The sequence below is a fragment of the Acinetobacter lwoffii genome, from assembly GCF_024129855.1.
GTDB lineage: Bacteria > Pseudomonadota > Gammaproteobacteria > Pseudomonadales > Moraxellaceae > Acinetobacter > Acinetobacter lwoffii_L.
The window spans coordinates 60,840-82,113 of record NZ_JAMXXC010000010.1; the positions used below are offsets into that span (position 1 = coordinate 60,840).

21 protein-coding genes and 1 pseudogene are annotated in these 21,274 nt (G+C 43.4%); 15 read left to right on the forward strand and 7 right to left on the reverse strand.

From position 1 onward, the window contains the following. Positions 1 to 120 precede the first annotated feature (120 nt). On the reverse strand, positions 121 to 1,761 hold the full coding sequence (locus NI465_RS09400) for an acyl-CoA synthetase (protein ID WP_005103303.1): 1,641 nt from the start codon (positions 1,759 to 1,761) through the stop codon (positions 121 to 123). Positions 1,762 to 1,994: 233 nt separating this feature from the next. Here NI465_RS09400 and NI465_RS09405 point away from each other — a divergent pair, with 233 nt between their 5' ends. The 4 genes from NI465_RS09405 to infC all read left to right on the forward strand — a co-directional run bounded on the left by NI465_RS09405 (position 1,995) and on the right by infC (position 7,165). Continuing rightward, on the forward strand, positions 1,995 to 3,281 hold the full coding sequence (locus tag NI465_RS09405; protein ID WP_253145109.1) for a D-arabinono-1,4-lactone oxidase: 1,287 nt from the start codon (positions 1,995 to 1,997) through the stop codon (positions 3,279 to 3,281). Between the two features lie 10 nt (positions 3,282 to 3,291). After that, complete coding sequence (locus tag NI465_RS09410; RefSeq protein ID WP_253145111.1) at positions 3,292 to 4,461, forward strand: alanine racemase; 1,170 nt, start codon at positions 3,292 to 3,294, stop codon at positions 4,459 to 4,461. A gap of 224 nt (positions 4,462 to 4,685) precedes the next feature. After that, entirely contained in the window at positions 4,686 to 6,608 is a 1,923-nt protein-coding gene (thrS, locus tag NI465_RS09415; RefSeq protein ID WP_004278291.1) for a threonine--tRNA ligase, read from the forward strand. A gap of 5 nt (positions 6,609 to 6,613) precedes the next feature. After that, positions 6,614 to 7,165 (forward strand): translation initiation factor IF-3, encoded by a 552-nt coding sequence (gene infC, locus NI465_RS09420; protein ID WP_071850398.1) that lies wholly within the window; start codon positions 6,614 to 6,616, stop codon positions 7,163 to 7,165. Between the two features lie 43 nt (positions 7,166 to 7,208). Here the strand turns inward: infC and NI465_RS09425 are convergent, their stop codons facing one another. Further along, a complete protein-coding gene (locus NI465_RS09425) occupies positions 7,209 to 7,760 on the reverse strand; it encodes a hypothetical protein (RefSeq protein ID WP_005250778.1) in 552 nt (183 codons plus the stop codon). Between the two features lie 104 nt (positions 7,761 to 7,864). Then, on the reverse strand, positions 7,865 to 8,320 hold the full coding sequence (locus tag NI465_RS09430) for an Hsp20 family protein (RefSeq protein ID WP_224217215.1): 456 nt from the start codon (positions 8,318 to 8,320) through the stop codon (positions 7,865 to 7,867). Between the two features lie 283 nt (positions 8,321 to 8,603). On the opposite strand from NI465_RS09430, the gene NI465_RS09435 reads away from it, so the two are divergent. The 7 genes and pseudogenes from NI465_RS09435 to NI465_RS09465 all read left to right on the forward strand — a co-directional run. After that, the gene (locus NI465_RS09435; protein WP_155861722.1) at positions 8,604 to 9,224 is read left to right on the forward strand and encodes a glutathione S-transferase family protein; all 621 of its coding nucleotides are present in this window, start codon (positions 8,604 to 8,606) and stop codon (positions 9,222 to 9,224) included. Positions 9,225 to 9,298: 74 nt separating this feature from the next. Further along, positions 9,299 to 9,589 (forward strand): hypothetical protein, encoded by a 291-nt coding sequence (locus tag NI465_RS09440; RefSeq protein WP_004732951.1) that lies wholly within the window; start codon positions 9,299 to 9,301, stop codon positions 9,587 to 9,589. A gap of 7 nt (positions 9,590 to 9,596) precedes the next feature. Then, the gene (locus NI465_RS09445) at positions 9,597 to 10,019 is read left to right on the forward strand and encodes a YqaA family protein (RefSeq protein WP_004732949.1); all 423 of its coding nucleotides are present in this window, start codon (positions 9,597 to 9,599) and stop codon (positions 10,017 to 10,019) included. A 194-nt stretch (positions 10,020 to 10,213) separates the two neighbouring features. Continuing rightward, positions 10,214 to 10,408, forward strand: coding sequence for a 50S ribosomal protein L35 (rpmI, locus tag NI465_RS09450; protein ID WP_004278281.1), 195 nt, complete (start codon positions 10,214 to 10,216; stop codon positions 10,406 to 10,408). Between the two features lie 11 nt (positions 10,409 to 10,419). Continuing rightward, positions 10,420 to 10,779, forward strand: a complete 360-nt coding sequence (gene rplT / locus NI465_RS09455) for a 50S ribosomal protein L20 (protein ID WP_004647525.1) — start codon at positions 10,420 to 10,422, stop codon at positions 10,777 to 10,779. A gap of 155 nt (positions 10,780 to 10,934) precedes the next feature. Further along, entirely contained in the window at positions 10,935 to 11,090 is a 156-nt protein-coding gene (locus NI465_RS09460; RefSeq protein WP_004732946.1) for a hypothetical protein, read from the forward strand. A gap of 15 nt (positions 11,091 to 11,105) precedes the next feature. Continuing rightward, positions 11,106 to 11,243 (forward strand): annotated as a pseudogene (locus NI465_RS09465) (GNAT family N-acetyltransferase); the annotation flags it as partial. A 523-nt stretch (positions 11,244 to 11,766) separates the two neighbouring features. On the opposite strand, the gene NI465_RS09470 reads toward NI465_RS09465, so the two are convergent. Further along, positions 11,767 to 12,792, reverse strand: a complete 1,026-nt coding sequence (locus NI465_RS09470; RefSeq protein ID WP_005250786.1) for a hypothetical protein — start codon at positions 12,790 to 12,792, stop codon at positions 11,767 to 11,769. 159 nt (positions 12,793 to 12,951) lie between these two features. Between NI465_RS09470 and pheS the strand changes: the two genes are divergently transcribed. The 3 genes from pheS (at position 12,952) to NI465_RS09485 (ending at position 16,742) form a co-directional block, all read left to right on the forward strand. After that, positions 12,952 to 13,932 carry a phenylalanine--tRNA ligase subunit alpha gene (gene pheS / locus NI465_RS09475; protein ID WP_004278272.1) on the forward strand — a complete coding sequence of 327 codons (981 nt, stop codon included), beginning with the start codon at positions 12,952 to 12,954 and terminating at the stop codon, positions 13,930 to 13,932. A 135-nt stretch (positions 13,933 to 14,067) separates the two neighbouring features. Then, positions 14,068 to 16,449 (forward strand): phenylalanine--tRNA ligase subunit beta, encoded by a 2,382-nt coding sequence (gene pheT, locus NI465_RS09480; protein WP_148334987.1) that lies wholly within the window; start codon positions 14,068 to 14,070, stop codon positions 16,447 to 16,449. Then, entirely contained in the window at positions 16,446 to 16,742 is a 297-nt protein-coding gene (locus tag NI465_RS09485) for an integration host factor subunit alpha (protein ID WP_004278269.1), read from the forward strand. Before pheT ends, NI465_RS09485 begins: the two co-directional genes overlap by 4 nt. 102 nt (positions 16,743 to 16,844) lie before the next feature. Here NI465_RS09485 and NI465_RS09490 read toward each other — a convergent pair whose 3' ends face one another. From NI465_RS09490 to trxA, 3 genes are all read right to left on the reverse strand, one after another. Next, positions 16,845 to 17,144: a hypothetical protein gene (locus NI465_RS09490; protein WP_005250791.1), complete on the reverse strand. Its 300-nt coding sequence runs from the start codon at positions 17,142 to 17,144 to the stop codon at positions 16,845 to 16,847. 401 nt (positions 17,145 to 17,545) lie between these two features. Further along, positions 17,546 to 18,814 (reverse strand): transcription termination factor Rho, encoded by a 1,269-nt coding sequence (rho, locus tag NI465_RS09495; protein WP_004278267.1) that lies wholly within the window; start codon positions 18,812 to 18,814, stop codon positions 17,546 to 17,548. Between the two features lie 322 nt (positions 18,815 to 19,136). Then, the gene (gene trxA, locus NI465_RS09500) at positions 19,137 to 19,463 is read right to left on the reverse strand and encodes a thioredoxin (RefSeq protein WP_005250793.1); all 327 of its coding nucleotides are present in this window, start codon (positions 19,461 to 19,463) and stop codon (positions 19,137 to 19,139) included. 260 nt (positions 19,464 to 19,723) lie between these two features. On the opposite strand from trxA, the gene ppx reads away from it, so the two are divergent. Then, positions 19,724 to 21,244, forward strand: coding sequence for an exopolyphosphatase (ppx, locus tag NI465_RS09505; RefSeq protein ID WP_004278264.1), 1,521 nt, complete (start codon positions 19,724 to 19,726; stop codon positions 21,242 to 21,244). The last annotated feature ends 30 nt before the right edge of the window (positions 21,245 to 21,274 follow it).

Here is a 21,274-nt window from a genome sequence, read left to right on the forward strand (position 1 = left end):
TTAAAGTCCTCTCCTTGCAGGAGAGGGTTTGGGAGAGGTTATTTCAATAAAAAATCGTGCTAAGTTTTCTTAGCACGATTTTTTATTGAGTAGATTTTGAAAGAACACGTTTGTATGGAATTAAGAGAATTCACCTTGCGCGCGCTCTTTGGCCCATTCACGTAAAACAAATTTCTGCAATTTTCCGGTCGAAGTTTTTGGAATTTCGGTAATCACCACATCCTTAGGCACTTTAAAACGGGCCAGATGCTCACGGCAGAATTCCATAATTTCTTCTTCCGAAGCTGTTATTCCTTCTTTGAGTTCGATAAAGGCACAAGGAACTTCCTGCCAGCGTGGATCAGGCTTGGCGACTACCGCCGCAGTCAGCACCGCCGGATGCTGATACAGTACTTCCTCCACTTCAAGTGAAGAAATATTTTCTCCGCCGGAAATAATCACGTCTTTAGAGCGGTCGGTAATTTTGGCATAGCCATCCGGTTGGCAAACTGCCAGATCTCCTGTATGGAACCAGCCTCCCGCAAAGGCTTCCGCGGTAGCTTCGGGATTTTTCAGATAGCCTTTCATCACGATATTGCCACGGAACATGATTTCACCCATGGTCTGGCCATCGTGTGGCACTTCCTGCATGGTATCCGGATCAAGTACTTTCATGCCATCTTGCAATGGATACGGTACGCCCTGACGGGAGTGCAACTGCGCCTGTTCCTGAATGGATAAATCACTCCAGCCTGCCTGAGATGCACATAGGGCAGAAGGGCCATAGGTCTCAGTCAAGCCATAAACATGCGTTACATTAATACCGATATTGCGCATGCCTTCGATAATCGCAGCTGGCGGTGCAGCACCCGCGACCATCACTTCGACACGGTGATCAATCTTGGCCTTTTTCTCTTCAGGTGCGTTAATCAGCATTGACAAGACAATCGGTGCCCCACAGAAGTAATCGACTTTATGTTCAGCAATCAGTTTAAAGATCAGTTCAGCATCGACTTTACGCAAGCAAACGTTGGTTCCGCCATTGGCCGCCATGGTCCAGGCAAAGCACCAGCCATTACAGTGGAACAGCGGAAGTGTCCATAAATAGGTAGCGCGTGGTGTCATGCCACAGGCGATAATATTACTGGCTGCGTTAATGTAGGCACCGCGATGATGATAGACCACGCCTTTCGGATTGCCGGTGGTACCGGAGGTATAACTTAAGCTGATAGCATCCCATTCATCTTGAGGCAAATGCCATTCAAAGTTTGCGTCGCCTTGCGCAATCCAGTCTTCATATTCGATTTGACCAATACGCTTATCTTCACCTTCAAACTCTGCATCGGCCACATCAATGACATAAATATCCTGTGACACCAAGGCAAGTGCTTCAGTCGCAAGTGCGGTAAATTCAGGATCGACCAAGAGCACTTTGCTTTCAGCGTGTTCCAGCATAAAAGCCAGTGTTTTGGCATCGAGACGGGTATTTAAAGTATTCAGGACTGCACCTGCCATCGGTACAGCAAAATGTGCTTCGATCATGGCAGGGACGTTAGGCAGCAGGACAGACACGGTATCATTTTTACCGATACCTAGTTTTTGGAGTTGGTTGGCAAACTGACGACAACGATTGTATTTCTCACGCCAGGTGATCCGGCGTTTACCGTGAATAATCGCATTCTGATTGGGATAGATATAAGCTGCACGATCAAGATAGCGTAAAGGTGATAAGGCTACAAAATTTGCAGGGGTACGCGGTAATTCATCATATGCGCTAACCATTGGAAAACTCCATTCTATATTTATTTTCATATCCTGTTGAAAAGATATGTATTTCTCAGAAATCTTGCATTTATGCTTTAGTCGAGTACGATTTTACAAATTTTAAGTATTTGAATATTAATAAAAATATTTAACCCTACTTAAATGTTTTGAACGCATGGGTTCCCAAGTTTGATTTTTTAGGTATTTTACTCTAGTTCAGCCATTAAAATAATATGAGTCCAGGAAGAATAATGAAAATACAACAGGCGAATGACGTCTGGCGAAACTGGTCGGGGAGCCAGTTCAGTGCCGCTCGGATTGTTCAGCCCAGCCAGATCAGTGAATTACAAAGTTTAGTGAAGACCCATGCACACATTCGTGCAGTGGGTGCAGGACATTCATTTAGCCCATTGGCCAAAACAGATGAGGTGTTGCTTAATCTCGATTTGTTAAAAGGTATCGTTGCCTTTGATCAAGAGAAAACCCAATGCACCGTGCGGGCCGGGACGCGTTTATATGATTTGGGGAAAGATCTGGTACCGATCAATCAGGCCTTAATCAATCAGGGCGATATAGACCAGCAAAGTCTGGCCGGAGCGATTTCTACCGGAACGCATGGCACGGGCATCGATTTACCTTGCATCTCTGCTTTCGTGGAAGGCTTTGAATTACTGACCGCGGATGGAGAGCTGTTGCAATGTCATCGTGAGCAGAATGCTGAGATATTTCAGGCTGGACGGGTGGCATTGGGCAGCTTAGGCATATTGACCCAAATAACCCTGCAAAATCGACCACGATATAAACTAAAAGAACAGATTCGGCTCTGTTCATTAAAAGACATATTTACCCATATTGATCAATGGAAACATCAGCATCGGTATATTGAATTTTGGGCTTTTTTACATGCCGATCAAGTGATGCTGAAAACTCTGGATGAAACGGATGCAACCATTCAGCCGAGAACAGATAGCTGGCTTCCGGAAGATATTTTATTGACTCTATGTTCGGAATTGACGCGACTCTTCCCAAAGACAAATCCCTATCTGCAAAAACTGCTCGGCGTATTTGTCAAACCGACTCGTTATGTAGACTGTTCATCCAGAATTTTTCCAACTCCGCGTAAGACCAGATTTAATGAAATGGAATATCAGGTTCCGGTTGAGTTTGGCTTGCAGTGTCTGGACGAGATTCTGCATGTTTTATGCAAACACCAAGTGCCGATGTTTTTCCCGATCGAGTTTCGTTATGTCAAAGGCGATGAGATCTGGCTAAGTCCTTTTTATCAGCGTGATTCGGTCTCCATTTCGATTCATCAATTTTATAAACAGGATTACCACGCGATCTTTGATCTGGTCGAGCCGATTTTACAGAAATATCAGGGACGACCGCATTGGGGCAAGTTACATAGTATGAGCGCAGCCTCGCTGCGCGAACTCTACCCGAAATGGGATAATTTCATGGTGCTACGTCAGCAATTGGATCCACAGCAAAAATGGCTGAATCCATATTTAAAAGAATTGTTTTTATCTGGGAAATGAGGAGAGGGCGATGCAATCAAATTATTTTCAGCAACTGACGCAGGAATTAAAACGGCAGGGCACTGGCACACCGCAACTGATTTTAGATTTAAAAACCTATCAACGTAATTTGGACTATGTACAGTCAAAATTGCCTGCGAAGTTAAAACCACGTCTGGTAGTGAAGTCTTTAGCCAGCATTCAGCTACTCAAACTGGCCAGTGAAAAACTAAATACCCAGCGCTTTATGGTCTTTCATCTGCCGCATCTGCTGGAGATTATAGGGACATTTCAGCAAGCCGATATCTTGTTGGGTAAACCGATGCCGATTCAGGCTGTCAAACATTTTTATCAAACTTTGTCTGATCAAAATAAAGCCAATGATCAAGTAATTATTCAATGGCTAATTGATGATGTGGAACGATTAAAACAATATCTGCAACTCGCGCAAAGCTTGAATACCTGCCTGAATGTCAATATTGAAATTGATGTAGGGCTGCATCGTGGCGGCGTACAAACGCAGCAGCAATTTATAGCCTTAATGGAGCTGATTCAGGACAACGCGGCTTATATCAAATTCTCGGGTCTAATGGGCTATGATGCACATGTCGCCAAATTACCAAAAATTCTGAAAAGTCCTGAAAAAAGTTATCAGCAATCGCAGCAGATGTATCAACAATACAAAACGATGATTCAGCAGCAATTCCCTGATTTATGGCATGAAGGTCTCTGTTTTAATGGCGGTGGCAGTCCGACCTTTATGCAGCATTGCCAGCAAAGTGTCTGTAATGACCTGGCTTTTGGCTCGATGCTGCTCAAGCCAGGCGATTTTGATCTGGCGAATCTGGCTGAACTGCAATGTGCACTCTGGATTGCCGCACCCATTTTAAAAGTTTTGCCTTGTGGCCAGATTCCCGGTTTGGAACTACTAAATTATCTTCCACATCAAGATAAAGCCGTATTTATTTATGGCGGCTATTGGCGAGCGGATTATATCTACCCTGAAAAAAGCCGGCCGCATGTGTTGTATGGCCGCAGCAGTAATCAGGAAATGCTTCAGGTGCCCATGCAGTGCGATATTCATGTCGATGATTATATGTTTTTAAGACCGACACAAAGTGAAGCTGTCATCCCGCAATTCGACCAGTTGTATGTTTATCATGAGCGAACATTGATTGAGTGGCAGACGTTCCGGGAATAAGCACATTCTGAAGGCAAAAATGAGCTTAAGCCCTTAAAGATCAGGCACAGATTTGACGGTAAATCTTATTTTTATTGGGAAAAGGTTTAATCATGCGGCCAAGCCGTGTAAAATTCGAATCGATTTTATTTATCCACCGTTTTTATCTTTTGAGGCTGTGCCTCGATCATAATCTCGCGGTGATATGCTCCATGGTACGGGGCATCACTCCTTAAGGATTTCTTATGCCAATTATCACTTTGCCAAATGGCGATCAAAAACAGTTTGATCACGCCGTATCTGTGATGGACGTTGCACTTAGCATTGGTCCTGGTCTTGCAAAAAATACAGTTGCTGGTCGTGTCAACGATCGTTTGGTTGATGCGTCTGATCTCATCACTGAAGATGCAACATTACAAATTATCACGCCTAAAGACGAAGCCGGTGTCGAGATCATTCGCCATTCTTGTGCGCATTTGGTCGGTCATGCGGTTAAGCAACTGTTCCCAGAAGCAAAGATGGTCATTGGTCCGGTCATTGAGGAAGGTTTCTACTATGACATCTGGATGCCACGTCCGTTTACCTTAGACGACATGGCAGCGATTGAAGAGCGTATGAAAAAGCTCATCGATCAAGACTATGATGTTGTGAAAAAAATGACGCCGCGTGATGAAGTCATTGCTGAATTCACTGCGCGTGGCGAAGAATACAAATTGCGCCTGATCGCAGACATGCCTGAAGAAACACAAATGGGCTTGTACTACCATCAGGATTATTTGGATATGTGCCGTGGTCCGCATGTACCAAATACCAAATTCCTCAAATCGTTCAAGTTGACTAAAATCTCTGGTGCTTACTGGCGCGGTGACGCGAAAAACGAACAGCTACAACGTATTTACGGTACAGCGTGGGCAGACAAAAAACAGCTTGCTGCCTATGTAAAACGTATTGAAGAAGCTGAAAAACGCGATCACCGTAAAATCGGTAAAGCGCTAGACTTGTTCCATATGCAAGAAGAAGCACCAGGTATGGTGTTCTGGCATCCGAACGGCTGGACCATTTACCAGGTTCTTGAACAGTACATGCGTAAAGTTCAGCAAGACAACGGTTATGAAGAAATCCGTACACCGCAAGTGGTTGATTTCACGCTCTGGGAAAAATCAGGACATGCTGCTAACTATGCAGACAATATGTTCACTACGCATTCTGAAAACCGTAACTATGCGGTGAAGCCAATGAACTGTCCTTGTCACGTACAAGTGTTCAATCAAGGCTTGAAGTCATACCGTGATCTTCCTGTACGTTTAGCAGAATTCGGTTCATGTCACCGTAACGAACCATCAGGTTCTTTACACGGCATTATGCGTGTACGTGGCTTTACCCAAGATGACGCGCATATTTTCTGTACCAAAGAGCAGATTGGTCCTGAAGTTGCAGACTTTATCAAATTGACACTGGATGTATACAAAGATTTTGGCTTTGAAGAAGTACAAATGAAGTTGTCGACGCGTCCTGAAAAACGTGTGGGTGATGACAAGCTTTGGGATATGGCAGAAAAATCTTTGGCAGATGCTTTAGATGCTGCGGGTCTTGAGTGGGAGCTTCAACCAGGTGAGGGCGCATTCTACGGTCCGAAGATTGAATTCTCTCTGAAAGACTGCTTAGGTCGTGTCTGGCAGTGTGGTACCATTCAGTGTGACTTTAACTTGCCAGAACGTTTAGATGCGTCTTATGTCACTGAAGATAATGACCGCGATCAGCCAGTAATGTTACATCGTGCAATTCTTGGCAGTTTCGAGCGTTTTATTGGTATACTGATCGAACACTACGCAGGCTTCATGCCACCTTGGTTGGCACCAATGCAAGCATGTGTAATGAACATTACCGATTCTCAAGCTGAGGCATGTGAGTCAGTCGTCGCAAAACTTAAAGAAAACGGTATCCGTGCAATTTCTGACTTGAGAAATGAGAAAATCGGCTTTAAGATTCGTGAACGTACATTAGAGCGTATTCCTTACTTACTGGTACTTGGGGACCGTGAAGTAGAGGAAGGTACCGTAAACGTGCGTACCCGCTCAGGAACAAATTTGGGTACTATGTCAATCGATGCTTTCGTTGACCTAGTAAAAGCAGCCGTAGCCGAACGCGGCCGGTACATTGTGGAGTAACAGCGATTAAACAGCCTGACCGTAATCAACAGGGCGGTAACAAATCAAACCGTCCTGCCTTGAATGATGAAATTCGTGCGAAAGAAGTCCGTCTTGTAGACGAAAATGGTGAGCAGAAAGGGATTGTAAGCTTAGCTGACGCCCTACGCGCAGCAGAAAGTGTTGAACTTGATCTTGTTGAGATCGTAGCAAACGCTGAACCACCAGTATGTAAGATCATGGACTTCAACAAGCATTTGTTTGATCTTAAGCAAAAGCAGAAAGAAGCGAAGAAAAAACAACATCAAGTCCAGGTGAAAGAAATCAAGCTACGCCCGGGTACTGATGTTGGTGATTACAACGTAAAACTACGTGCAATCATCAAGTTCCTTGAAGAAGGTAACAAGGTGAAAATCACGCTTCGTTTCCGTGGTCGTGAAATGGCGCACCAACAGTTGGGTCTAGCTCAATTGCAAAAAATTGAAGCTGACGTGGCTGAATTCGGTACTGTTGAGCAGATGCCGAAAATGGAAGGCCGTCAAATGGGTATGCTACTTGGTCCTAAAAAGAAAAAGTAAGCACTCATTAAGCGAAAAAAGCCCTGCATATGCAGGGCTTTTTTTATGCTCTAAAGTTCCAGGCACTTTGTATGGCCTGCATAATCTGTTGAGCTTGCGGGCGGGAAAACATCGACAGCTGAATCCGGAAAAATCCAAGAAAAATTTGATTCATCAGACCGGGCTGGCACAATTTAAAATCCAAAGTGCCATCGCGTTGACTAATCACATGCGCTGGCATGTTATAGAGCCAGCTTTTGAGATGTGCTTTGAGAGAAGCATAGCGTGGATTCAGAAAGCTATACTGTACCGAATGTCGTTTTAAGCACAGGCTGATGCGGAAACCGGCCAAAGTATAATAAATAGCTTGTGAGGTGATTTTCAGTTTAGTTCCCAGCATAAGCAGCGAAAGACCAAGAAAGCCGCCAATATAAATATAAAAGTCAGGAGACTCCTGCCATAAAAATAATAGTCCTTGGAAAAAACTGGAATTGCTACGCACACTGCTGAAATAAAAAATGCTGAATATTCCGACCGGATAACAAAACAGTAAATATCCCATAGCGCGCATGATCGGGCTAGCTTGATGAAACAGGATGTTTTCTGGCACATTCATGGTTTATTTTTATGATCAGAAAGCGTATTGCCTTAATGAGCTTAGGTAATCTGTAGCCAAAAAGAAAGGCCCTTTCGGACCTTCCTTTGCGTACTTAATCAAGCTTATTCCACTGATTTTTCATCGTTTGCAATGAGCAGTTTATTGCCAATCGGGATTTGACGTGGCAATTTTTCTTCTGGAATAATGCGCTGCAAGTCGATGATCAATAAACCATTTTCATAGTCTGCCTGCTGTACCTCAATATATTCATCCAGACGTAAAGACAATTTAAATGCACGTCGTGCAATGCCTTTGTGCAGGAATTCGATAGTGTCATTGCTCTGGTTTTCAGGCTTGCCCAAGATGGTCAGCAACTTATTTTCCAGACGAATGTCGAGTTCTTCCTGACGAAAACCCGCAGTTGCCACCACGATACGGTAATTATTCTCACCATGCTTTTCGATATTATATGGTGGATAATTTGGCGCATCGCTTTGCATGGCATAGTCAATAAAGTCATTCAAGCGATCAAAGCCAATACTACGACGAAATAATGGATGAAGATTTAAGTTACTCATGATTAGAACCTTCTCACTAAAGCAAAGTTATAAAAACAAGAAAATAAGATCTGTCATGTCAGACATCGACAGGGCATAAGATCGACGCAATCCTTATGCAGAAATAAATATGTGTTTGGAGCTGAAATTTTCAAGATCAAAAAGAAAAAAATATATAAATTTTTAATAAGATTTTGATATTTATTGAAAAATAATTTTAAAATGCAGACTTGTTGTTTCTTTCTAAATCCTCTATGTTGAGTACATCGTCGCATAGTAAAAGTGCAGGGAGTATTAGAAGAAAATGATCGATTTATATTATTGGGGCACCCCCAACGGCCATAAAATTAGTATTGCTCTAGAAGAAATGGGGCTGGAATATCAAATTATTCCCATCAATATTCTGGAAAATGACCAGTTCCAGTCCGATTTTCTGGCTATTTCTCCCAATAATAAAATCCCGGCAATTGTTGATCAGGATGGGCCACATGGCCGCGCCATTTCAATTTTTGAGTCAGGTGCGATCTTGCAATATCTGGGTCGCAAAACAGGTCTGTTTTATCCAGCCGATGAAGTGAAGCGTATTCAGGTCGAACAGTGGCTGATGTGGCAAATGGGCGGTTTGGGGCCGATGCTCGGGCAAAATCATCACTTTAGCCGTTTTGCACCTGAGCGGATTGCTTATGCCACAGAGCGCTATGTCAATGAAAGCAAGCGTTTATATGGGGTGTTGAATAAGCAGCTGGTCGGGCAGGAGTATGTGGCTGGCGAATACTCGATTGCCGATATGGCCATTTTCCCTTGGTTATTACGGCATGACTGGCAGCAGATTAATCTGGAAGACTATCCAGAAGTCTCTAAATATATTGATCGCTTGAATGCTCGTCCTGCAGTTCAGAAAGCGCTGGCGATACAGGTCAGTTAAGCGTCTGCCTTTATGCTAAAATAGCCTTAAGCAAATAAAGCCACCCTTACGGTGGTTTTTTATTGGATGGATATATGAACGATTTTCTTCTGAACTTTACCAAGATTGTTGAAAGTAATACCCGAATTTACTGGAGCATTCTTTTCGGCATTGCTGCATGTTTAGTGCTGTATGTTGCTGAAATTGTGCATATCGATCAGGTGATTGCTGCCCTAAATACCAAAGATCAGCAGATTCTCCGTGCTGCAATTGCACCGCTCAATGAGCAGTATAAGTGGGCGCGGATCATGGCGATGGTGACGGCAGTCGTTTGGTCCAGTTGGGAATACAGTAAAGCCAAGAAAAAAATGGGCTTGAGCCATTAATGCTGTAATGAGCCTATTTTTACTGTTTCTGTCGGCCTTTGGTGCAGCGACCTTACTACCTTTACAGTCTGAAGCGGTTTTGCTGGGGCTTTTAGTGCAGAACAAGCAGCATGCAGTGCTGTTAATTGCGGTGGCCAGTTTGGGGAATATACTGGGTTCTTGTGTGAACTGGTATCTGGGACTCAAGATTGAGCATTATAAAAATAAAAAGTGGTTTCCGGTTTCAGCAGATAAGATGCTCAAGGCGCAAAAGACCTATCAGAAATATGGTTACTGGTCTTTACTGCTGAGCTGGGTGCCTATCATTGGTGATCCGATTACCCTGATTGCGGGACTATTAAAAGAAAACCTCGTCCGTTTTCTGCTGATGGTCAGCATCGCTAAAATTGGACGTTATCTGTTTGTCTATGCGGCCTTTGCCATGTTCTAAACTTGAAAATAATTTTCCTGATTCAGTCTTGGATATTTTTTCAGACTGAAATCCTAGAATCATTCTTTAAATTCGCTTATTGGCTGAAGATGCTTTTGTTTTAAACAAAGATGCTTTAGAATACTCGCTCCCTTACCTGCAGGTCGTTTTGTAATGGTGCAAACGAGCCGAACAGGTGTTCAAAAGAGGTTGTTATGCCTAAGATGAAAACTCGCCGTGGTGCAGCTAAACGCTTTAAAGCGACTGCTAACGGTTTTAAGCGTAAACAAGCGTTCAAACGCCACATTTTGACCAAAAAATCTGCTAAGCGTATTCGTCAATTGCGCGGCTGTGTAATGGTTCACGTAAGTGACGTTGCTTCAGTTCGTCGTATGTGCCCGTACATCTAAGGAGATTATAAATGGCTCGTGTAAAACGTGGTGTACAGGCTCATCGCCGTCACAAAAAAATTCTTGCTCGCGCTAAAGGTTACTATGGTGCTCGTTCACGCGTTTACCGCGTAGCGTTCCAGGCGGTAATCAAAGCTGGTCAATATGCTTACCGTGACCGTCGTCAGAAGAAACGTCAATTCCGCGCTTTGTGGATTGCACGTATCAACGCTGGTGCTCGTCAAAATGGTTTGTCGTACAGCCGTATGATCGCTGGCTTGAAAAAAGCTCAAGTGATTATCGACCGTCGCGTACTTGCTGACATCGCTATGCATGACGCAGTTGCGTTTGCTGCTTTAGCTTCTAAAGCTAAAGATGCATTGGCTGCATAAGTCTTTATGACTTGAAAAAAGACCGCCATTTGGTGGTCTTTTTTTATGCTTAAATAAAAGTAGTCATTTTAAATATTATTTAAAAATCAGTATTGTAAATCTTATATTTTTTAGTCATTGTTAAATTGCATAATCAAAAATAAGGCTTAAAAATAATGATTCGACTTGCCACCCAACACGATGTCCTGCCGATTGCCCAAGTGCATGTACAAAGCTGGCGTGAAAGCTATCAAAATATCATTAAACCAGAAATTCTCGATAAGTTGAGTGTAGAACAAAGAGCCGCCTTGTGGCGTTCTGTGCTTGAATAGGAGAATCGACGGGTATTTGTCTATGAAGAAAATGCTCAAGTTTTGGGTTTTGCTGCTTTTAATTTTCCGGTAGATGCGCCAATCAGTGAATTGAGAGCACTTTATTTGCTTCAAAATATTCAAGGTCGCGGCATTGGACGTGATTTGGTTTAATTGGGTCTGGGTTTAAGTCGAGAAAAATCCTATCAGCATATGCAATGCAGCGTATTGAACCTGAATTCCAGTCGTTATTTTTATGAAAAGACCGGCGCCTATTTTGTCAGTGAAGGAGATGCCAGTGATCTGGGCGAAAATCTTAAAGACTTATGTTATCAGTGGGACATTTAATTTTTGAATACTCTGGCCCAGCTGGCTCAACGTAGAAAAATCTAAAACCTGGGAAAAGACGATAGAAAATAAATCAGCCCTTAGAAATGTATGGCTGATTTATCTTTTTATCTCAATATCTCCACCGGTCAATTAAGAGAGCATTTCCGGCCGATCAGCAAATGACAGCTTCGGCTCATTCAAATAATGCTGAAATTTTAAGACAGATACTCAGTCGTGATTCCATCATCTGATGGATGATGAAAACCATCACAAAATCGTCAGCATTATTTCAAGTTGATGCCTGCTCATGAATATCAAAATATCCATTGAATTCTGCCCGTGATGTTCAAGCTTTTCTGGCAAAATGTTAAAGGCCGAAATAGTAGCCAATCAGACAGATAATCACAGTGATCACAATTAAGGTCAGCACATTTGCAGATGAACTGGATTTGCCTGGGTCCTGAGGTTTTTCTGCTTTAGAAATTTTTGGTGAGCGGTCTTCGGTACTCATACCGACAAATGGGTCAGGTGCAACTTTTGGTGTTAGCTGTGCAGTTTTATAGTGATTGGCGACTTTGCTGATGAATTTAGCACTTAAATCATCAATTTTTTGCGAAAAATGTCGCAGGTTAAGTTGCTGCTCCGGGCTGAGTACTTCGCCATCTGCACGATAGGGATGCTGGATTTTCGTTTGAATAAAGTCATTTAAGGCGTCTAGGCGGTACAAAGTCTGGTGAGCATAATCCGCTGAATAGTCAGTGGGAATTAAGGCCAAATGACTTTCGCTATCGGCTTGAATGGCAGGCATGGTGCCGTAATAAGGCAAATTGGTATATGCAGGTTCGGTAAAATCTTGGGCAAGGCTACTTTCAAACAGTTCATGATCGGTATAGGCCTGAATATCATCCCAGTTTGGGGCTTCCAGATCGACATCAATGCGCTTGGCCAGTTTAGGATTTAGCTCATAACACCAGAATGTTTCATGGCGTAAAGGGGATTGCTGTGATTTAGGTGCTTCGTAATCATTGTCTGCGCTGTACCATTCAGGCAGTTCCTTGCCGATGATCCAGGCAGTTTTGGTTTTAGCACCATGACTGACAATAAAATGTGCCAGTGGTAATAGCTCAACATTGGCATTCGGATTTTTTTCATCAACCAGTAAATCAGAGCGATGCAAGCTAAGGCGACGCACACCTTGTTTTTTCAAGCCTTCCAGCCAGATCTGGAAATGCTGGGCCAGCAGATGTTGTGACATCAGATCCCGAAAGGCAAACTGATGCTGATTAAAAATGGAATGTTGAATCCAACGATTGAAACTCAGGTCCTGAGTCAAATACTCATTGCCGTAAGTGACGAGGGTCAGTTGCTGTTTCCAAATTTGATCGAGTGCCATAGTGATTTGATCTGATTGATATTGTGTTTATCTTATACTTTTTATATTTAATCATGCCAATCTAATTTTCCTTAAAACGCATCTTCATCAAAGTGTCTAAAAACTGTTAGAATGTGGGGTTTTTAAAATATTTTTTAACCTGTTGCTTTGAGAGTTACTATGTCACTGGAAGCCCTGACCACTGAAGCGCTCGCTGCGATTGCAGCAGCTCAAGACCTTGCTGCACTTGATCAAGTACGAGTGCAATTTACGGGGAAAAAAAGCCAGCTCGCGGAACAATCTAAGTCGCTTGGTAAAATGGATCCCGAAGAACGTAAAGTCTTCGGCGCACAAATCCATGCTGTACGTGAAACTATTACCGCTGCATTGACCTCACGTCAGGCAGAATTGCATAAAGCTGCCTTAGAACAAAAACTGGCAAGCGAAACCATTGATATTACTTTACCAGGTCGTGGCCAACAGGTGGGCAGTATCCATCCAGTGACCCAGGTGCAAGAGCGTATTTGCCAGTTCTTTACCAAGGCAGGTTTTACGGTTGCAACAGGTCCTGAAGTTGAAGATGACTACCACAACTTTGAAGCACTGAACATTCCGGGTCATCACCCGGCGCGTGCCATGCACGATACCTTCTATTTTGATGTGAACCATTTGCTGCGTACGCATACGTCTGGTGTACAGATTCGTACCATGGAAACCCAGCAACCACCAATCCAGATCGTGTGTCCGGGCCGTGTTTACCGTTGTGATTCGGATCAAACCCACTCACCGATGTTCCATCAGATCGAAGGTTTATACGTGGCTGAAAATACCAGCTTCGCGGAACTGAAAGGTTTGCTGATTAACCTGCTGAACGAATTCTTCGAAAAAGATTTGAAAGTACGTTTCCGTCCATCTTATTTCCCGTTCACAGAGCCGAGTGCGGAAGTGGATATTATGGATGAACGCGGTCGCTGGTTAGAAGTATTGGGCTGCGGTATGGTGCATCCGAATGTGCTGCAAGCTGCAGGCATTGATCCTGAAAAATACAAAGGCTTTGCTTTTGGTCTGGGTGTTGAACGTTTTGCAATGCTGCGTTATGGCGTAAATGACTTACGTATGTTCTTCCAAAACGATGTGCGTTTCTTACGCCAGTTTGCTTAAAACTTTTTAATAATCCTCTCCTAACCTCTTCTTTTAAAAAGGAGAGGGACTCCGCGAAATAGATGGAGTTCTCCCCCTTTGGAAAATGGGGAGCAGAGGGGGATTCTAGAGATTTGAATTACAGGTTTTATATCAATGAAAATTAGCGAAAATTGGCTACGCACATGGGTTAACCCAGCCATCGATAGCGAAAAACTTTCTGATCAACTGACCATGTTGGGTCTGGAAGTGGATGAACTTGCGCCTGCAGCTAAACCCTTTACCGGCGTAGTGGTGGGGGAAGTCCTGACGGTAGAACAACATCCTGATGCAGATCGCTTGCGTGTGACCACTGTCAATATCGGTTCAGGTGAGCCTCTACAAATTGTATGTGGTGCGCCAAATGTACGTGCTGGCATGAAAGCACCGGTTGCGACCATTGGTGCAGTACTTCCGGGTGATTTCAAAATCAAGAAAGGCAAGCTACGTGGTATCGAGTCACAAGGCATGCTGTGCGGCGCTTCAGAAATCGATTTGGAAGATAAAATTGATGGTTTGTTAGAGCTTCCAGCGGATGCACCAGTAGGTATGAACATTCGTGAATATCTAGACCTTGATGACAACGTGATTGACATCAGCATTACACCGAACCGTGGGGACTGCTTCAGTATTCGCGGGATCGCACGTGAAATTGGTGTGATTAACCAATTGCCAGTAACTGCCCCTGAAATTAAAGAAGTAGCTGCGACTATTAGCGAAGAAAAGAAAGTCGTTGTATCGACTGAAGGCTGTCCACGTTACTTGGGTCGTGTGATCAAGAACGTCAATACCAAGGCTGTGACTCCTGTATGGATGGAGCGTGCATTGGCACGTTCAGGTATCCGTCAGCACAGCATTCTGGTCGATATTACCAACTATGTGCTGATGGAGCTGGGTCAACCGCTACACGCATTTGATGGCGGCAAAGTTCAAGGCGCAGTACATGTACGTCAAGCGACAGAAGATGAAAAGTTAGTTTTGCTCAATGAACAAGAAGTGGAGCTGAATGAAAAAGTGATGGTGATTGCAGATGATGAAAAAGCATTGGCCATTGCTGGTATTATGGGTGGCTTGTTTTCAGCAGTCAGCGATGCAACCACTGAAATTTTCCTGGAATCAGCATTCTTCGCGCCACTGCATATTGCCGGTCGTGCACGTAGCTTTGGCCTGCATACTGATGCTTCTCAGCGTTATGAACGTGGTGTCGATTTTGAATTGCCATTGATCGCTATGCACCGCGCATCACAATTGATTGCGGAACTTGCGGGCGGTGAGTTTGGACCAATTACAGTTGCCGAAAATGCAGCATTATTGCCAACACGCGACGCAATTGAGTTGAATCAAGCACAAGTCGATCAACTGCTGGGTTATAGTGTTGACTCAGCGTTCATTACTGATGCTTTAAGCCGTTTAGGTTGTGAAGTTACAGTAAAAGCAGAAGGCGAGTGGTCAGTGGTACCGCCATCACATCGTTATGATATGGTGATTTACCAAGATTTGATCGAAGAAGTGGCGCGTATTCACGGTTATGACAATATTCAAATCAGCCTGCCTGTGATTGATGTGAAGCTGGCGAAATACCAAGATCAGTTTGAATTGGGCCAACTCCGTCAAACTGCCGTAACTTTAGGTTACCAAGAAGCGATCAGCTTTAGCTTCGCAGACCTAAAGCTTGAAAAGCAACTTAATTCCAGTGTGAATCCATTAGTATTAGCCAATCCAATTTCAAGTGATTTGGCAGTGATGCGTTCAACCTTGCTGTCTAGCCTTATTCCTTGTGTTCAGTACAATGTCAACCGCCAGCAAAGCCGTGTACGTTTCTTTGAGCTCGGTCTGCGTTTTGACTATCAAGAAGCCAGCAGCATCCATGATTTAAAACAGATTCCAACTTTTGCATTGATTGCGACTGGTTCACGTCATGCTGAATCTTGGCATGTGAAACCCGCTGCAATGGACTTCTTTGACTTTAAGGGTGATGTAGAAGAAATTTTGGCTGCTGGTCGTGTCAAAGTAGAATATGTGCGTTCAGAGCGTAGCTGGTTGCATCCTGGACAATCCGCAGAAATTCTCGTGAATGGTCAATCAATTGGTTACTTGGGGCGTTTACATCCCTCACTTGAAGACGAACTTGATCTGGCAACCACATGGGTAGCAGAATTGGATCAAGCGGCTGTTTTGCAAACTTATGTATCTAATTTTACAGAATTATCACGTTTTCCATCGGTTCGACGTGATATTGCGCTTTTAATTAGTGATAAGATTAATGTTAGCGAAATTCAGGGACTTATCGAAAAAACAGGCGGAGAGCTTTTAGACTCAACTTGGTTGTTCGATGTGTACACTGGACAAGGAGTAGAAGAAGGGAAACGCTCACTGGCATTTGCACTTCTCTGGCAGCATCCAAGCCGTACACTGGAAGATGCTGAAATTAAATCAGGTATGGATAATATCCTTCAAGTGTTAGAAAACACTTACCAAGCGACATTGAGGGCTTCATGACAGCACTAACTAAAGCAGAAATGGCTGATCATTTAAGTGAGCTCACGAGTTTAAACCGTCGTGAAGCAAAACAAATGGTTGAGTTGTTCTTCGATGAGATTAGCCAGGCGCTCATCTCAGGCGAGCAAGTAAAACTTTCGGGTTTTGGTAATTTCGAGTTGCGTGATAAGCGTCAACGTCCGGGCCGTAACCCGAAAACGGGTGAAGAGATTCCGATTTCTGCACGCCGTGTGGTCACCTTCCGTGCCGGACAGAAGTTCCGTCAACGTGTGGGAAATGAGCAGGTCAATTGATCTGCTTTTTAAAACTGGAATCTAATATCTTTAAATTCCAGTTTTAAAAATAAAAAAGAGAGCCAAAGGCTCTCTTTTTTTTGTACTGAATAATCTAGAAGATTATTGAGCAGCAGCTTCAGAAGCAGCAGTAGCTTCAGCAGCAGCATCAGTAGCAACTGCAGCAGCAGCATCAGCTTCAGCAGCAGCGTCAACTTCAGTAGCAACTTCAGAAGAAGCTTCAACGTCAGTAGCTTCTACAGCAGCAGCGTCAGCAGCAGCTTCAGCTTCAGAAGCAGCTTCTACAGCTTCAGAAGCAGCTTGGTTAGCGTCAGCAGCAGCGTCGTCAGCTTTTTTAGCACAACCAACGAAAGCTAAAGTAGTAGCAACTGCAGCAGCAATAGCGATTTTTTTGAATAACATGGCATCACTCTCTAAAAATTGAGATTAAAAAAAACCAAAGTTAGTCTGTTAAGTGCTTTTATTGTTCCTAATTGTGTTAGGGACTAACAACGCAGGAGCAGTCTAACTGGTCTGCAAATATGCTATCACTGCGCATTTTTAATTGCTACTGGCAATGATCAAAAAAGTACGGAAAAACGATAAAAAATAAGAAGTTTTTAACAGAAAATAACAATGGAATGAAACATTTAGATTGGAGAAAGGCTTGTTAAACACTTAAAAGTTATACAATTTTTAATCTGAATATTTTATTAATCAAAAACTTAAAAATAAGTTTACATAAATCAGGCTTGATTGTTTCATTCTGTAATTTATGTCAACCTAAAAAAGGCCACCGCTTAGGTGACCTTTCATTTGAAATTTTAATTTGAAGCTTTGCGTTTCATCTGATCAAAGAAATCATCGTTGGTCTTGGTTTCTTTCATGCGATCCAGTAAGAATTCCATTGCCGCCAACTCATCTTGAGTATGCAACAGCTTGCGCAGAATCCAGACTTTACGCAGATTGTCTTCTGACATCAGGCGTTCTTCACGGCGAGTACCAGATTTCTTGATGTTCATCGCAGGGAATACGCGCTTTTCTGCAATGCGACGATCAAGGGTAATTTCCTGGTTACCTGTACCTTTGAATTCTTCGTAAATCACTTCATCCATTTTACTACCGGTTTCAATCAGGGCAGTAGAAATGATGGTCAGTGAACCGCCTTCTTCGATATTACGTGCAGCACCGAAGAAACGTTTAGGGCGTTCTAAGGCATGTGCATCCACACCACCAGTCAGTACTTTGCCTGATGAAGGAATCACAGTGTTATAAGCACGTGCCAGACGGGTAATCGAGTCAAGCAAAATCACCACATCTTTCTTGTGCTCAACCAGACGTTTTGCTTTTTCAATCACCATTTCAGCAACTTGAACGTGACGTGCAGGAGATTCATCAAAGGTAGAAGCCACGACTTCACCGCGAACCGTACGTTCCATCTCGGTCACTTCTTCTGGACGTTCATCAATCAGGAGAACGATCAGAATAACTTCAGGATTATTGCGAACGATGGACTGTGCAATGCTTTGCAGCAGCATGGTTTTACCCGCTTTCGGCGGAGCCACAATAATTGAACGCTGGCCTTTACCAATCGGGGCCACTAGGTCGATCACACGGGTGGTTAAATCTTCAGTGGTACCATTGCCTAACTCCATCACCAACTGTTCGGTCGGGAATAATGGGGTCAAGTTTTCAAACAGAATCTTGTTACGTGAATTTTCAGGTGTGTCGTAGTTAATCTGATTGACTTTAAGTAAAGCAAAATAACGTTCGCCTTCTTTCGGCGGGCGAATGGTGCCAGTAATGGTGTCGCCAGTACGGAGGTTAAAACGACGAATTTGAGAAGGGCTGACATAGATATCGTCAGGACCTGCTAAATAAGAACCTGCGGCTGAGCGTAAAAAGCCAAAACCATCTGACAAAATTTCTAGAACGCCATCACCAAAAATCTCTTCGCCATTCATTGCATGACGTTTTAAGATGGCAAAAATAATGTCTTGCTTACGGTTACGAGCCATACCTTCGAGGCCCATAAACTCGGCAATCTTGATGAGTTCGCCAATCGGTTTTTTCTTGAGTTCGGTTAAATTCATAGGTGGTCAGATAGAATCAAAGTTCTGAGGTACAGGTTAGAAAGGGAGTAACATTCGGCCGCATACCAGCATTCAAACGAAAGCAATTGAATTTGCAAAAGAACAATTCAGAGATCTGTTTGAGTGTTTCAAAGGAAAATGTGGAAAACAATTTCTATTGCCGAGCGGCATCTTATGTAATGTGTCTTGTAAGAAATTGACAGGATTTAGGATCCTTTATCTCTTGAGTAGCGAATATAAGAGAAAATGCTAGGTTTGTCAATTTATAGCCGAAAAAAATACGCGAGAATGAGTCGCGTATTTTTTACTAAAAATGCTGTGCTTAGATATTGTCATCAATAAATGCTGTCAGTTTAGATTTTGGTGCAGCACCGACTTGAGTCGCAACAACTTCACCATTTTTGAACATCAACAAAGCCGGGATGTTACGGATGTTGAAATTTACAGCAGTTTGTTCGCAAGAAGTTACGTCAACTTTCACGATTTTAACTTTACCTTGGTATTCATCAGCAAGCACTTCAAGCACGGGTGCAATTGCTTTACATGGTGCACACCAGCCTGCCCAAAAGTCCACCAGTACAGGAACGTCTGATTGAAGAACGTCTGCTTCGAAGTTTGCGTCAGTAGTGTTTATGATGTTGCCAGACATGGAATGTGCTCCAGATTAATATTTTAAAGATAACTAATTATTAGTATTACATAGCCATCTTTAACAATGTAGGGGAATCTGTAAATTTTCAATGCTTAATGTTATTTTGTCTAATGGATGATCACGATAGTGATGATCGTGTCTCACTATTATTCCCGATACAAAAAAGAATAAGGCATTAAATTGTCGCTACAAATGGCTTTTAAATTGCATGCATGTGAATTACTCTAAGCACAATTCGTTAAAGGTTTATTTCTGGAATGTCTGACTTTTTGATTGATGAAGAATTACTTGCCGCCATCGATATGGGATCAAACAGCTTTCATTTGGCCATCGCCCGTGTAGACCATGGCGAAGTGAAGAAAGTGGCATCAATGTCAGAAAAAGTTCAGCTTGCCGCAGGACTAGACGAAAATAAGAATTTAACCGAAGCCGCCCAGCAACGCGGTTTGGCCTGTCTGGCCCGTTTTGTCGGACGTTTAGGCGCAGTTCAGCCAAACCGCTTGCGGATCGTGGCGACAAATGCTTTGCGTCAAGCCAAAAACGGCCATGAATTTATCCAGAAAGCTGCAGAAATTTTACCGAAACCGATCGAAATTATCGCCGGTCGTGAAGAAGCCCGTCTGATTTATCTGGGTGTATCGCATACCATGGCCAACAGCGGTCGTCGTCTGGTAGTTGATATCGGTGGCGGTTCAACTGAGCTGATTATCGGTGAAGAATTCGAGCCGATTCATACCGAATCGGTACAAATGGGCTGTGTAGCGTTTACCAAGGCCTATTTTCAGGATGGCGAAATCAGTGCCAAAGCCTTTGATAAAGCAGTTACTGCGGCACGTAAAGAAATTTCGGGAATTGCCAATACTTATAAAGAAGCCGGTTGGGATGCTGTCGTTGGCTCGAGTGGCACCATTAAAGCCTGCCGCCAGATTTGCGTCAATATGGGCTGGAGCAATGATCGCGAACAGTTGACGCGTGAAGGCCTGGAAAAGCTCAAAGATAAACTGCTTAAATATAAATATGTCTCGGACATGGAGTTCGAAGGTCTGAAAGATGATCGTCGTGCCGTCTTACCTGCTGGTATTGCCATTCTCTATGCAGTCTTTGATGTACTGGGAATTGACCATTTGGTCTATTCTGATGGTGCACTACGTGAAGGCGTGATGTATGACTTGCTTGGCCGTTTCAAGCATGAAGATATCCGTGATCGTTCCGTGCATGCCTTGATCGGCCGTTATAATGCCGATGCCAAACAGGCTGAACGTGTGGTTCAGACCGCACAAAAACTGTTTAATGACGTGGCCAGTGAACTCGGTTTGAGTGTTGAAGATAGTGACCTGTTACGTCGTGCCGCCTATCTGCATGAGATTGGTTTGGCCATCAGTCACAGTGGCTATCATCGTCATGGCGCATATTTATTACAACACTCGGATATTGCCGGTTTCTCGCAAGTTGATCAAAATCATTTGTCACATTTGGTCGCGCACCATCGGCGTAAATTGCGCGCTGATGCCAAGATTGATGTGATGAAAGTCGGTGGATCTAAACTTTTATGGTTATGTTTGCTGCTTCGTCTGTCGGTTTTGGTCAATCACAGTCGTAGCGATGAGATGCTTCCTGCCATTGAACTCAAGGTTGAAAATGCGCAACAATGGCAACTCAGCGTGTCTGGTGATGCCAAGCAATGGCCATTGCTGGTCGCTGAACTGCACGATGAACAGCAGCAATTTAAAAATTGGGAGATTGAACTCTCGATTCAATCCGAACAGTTTGTTAATTAATACCTTTATAGGGATGAAAACGGTTAACCT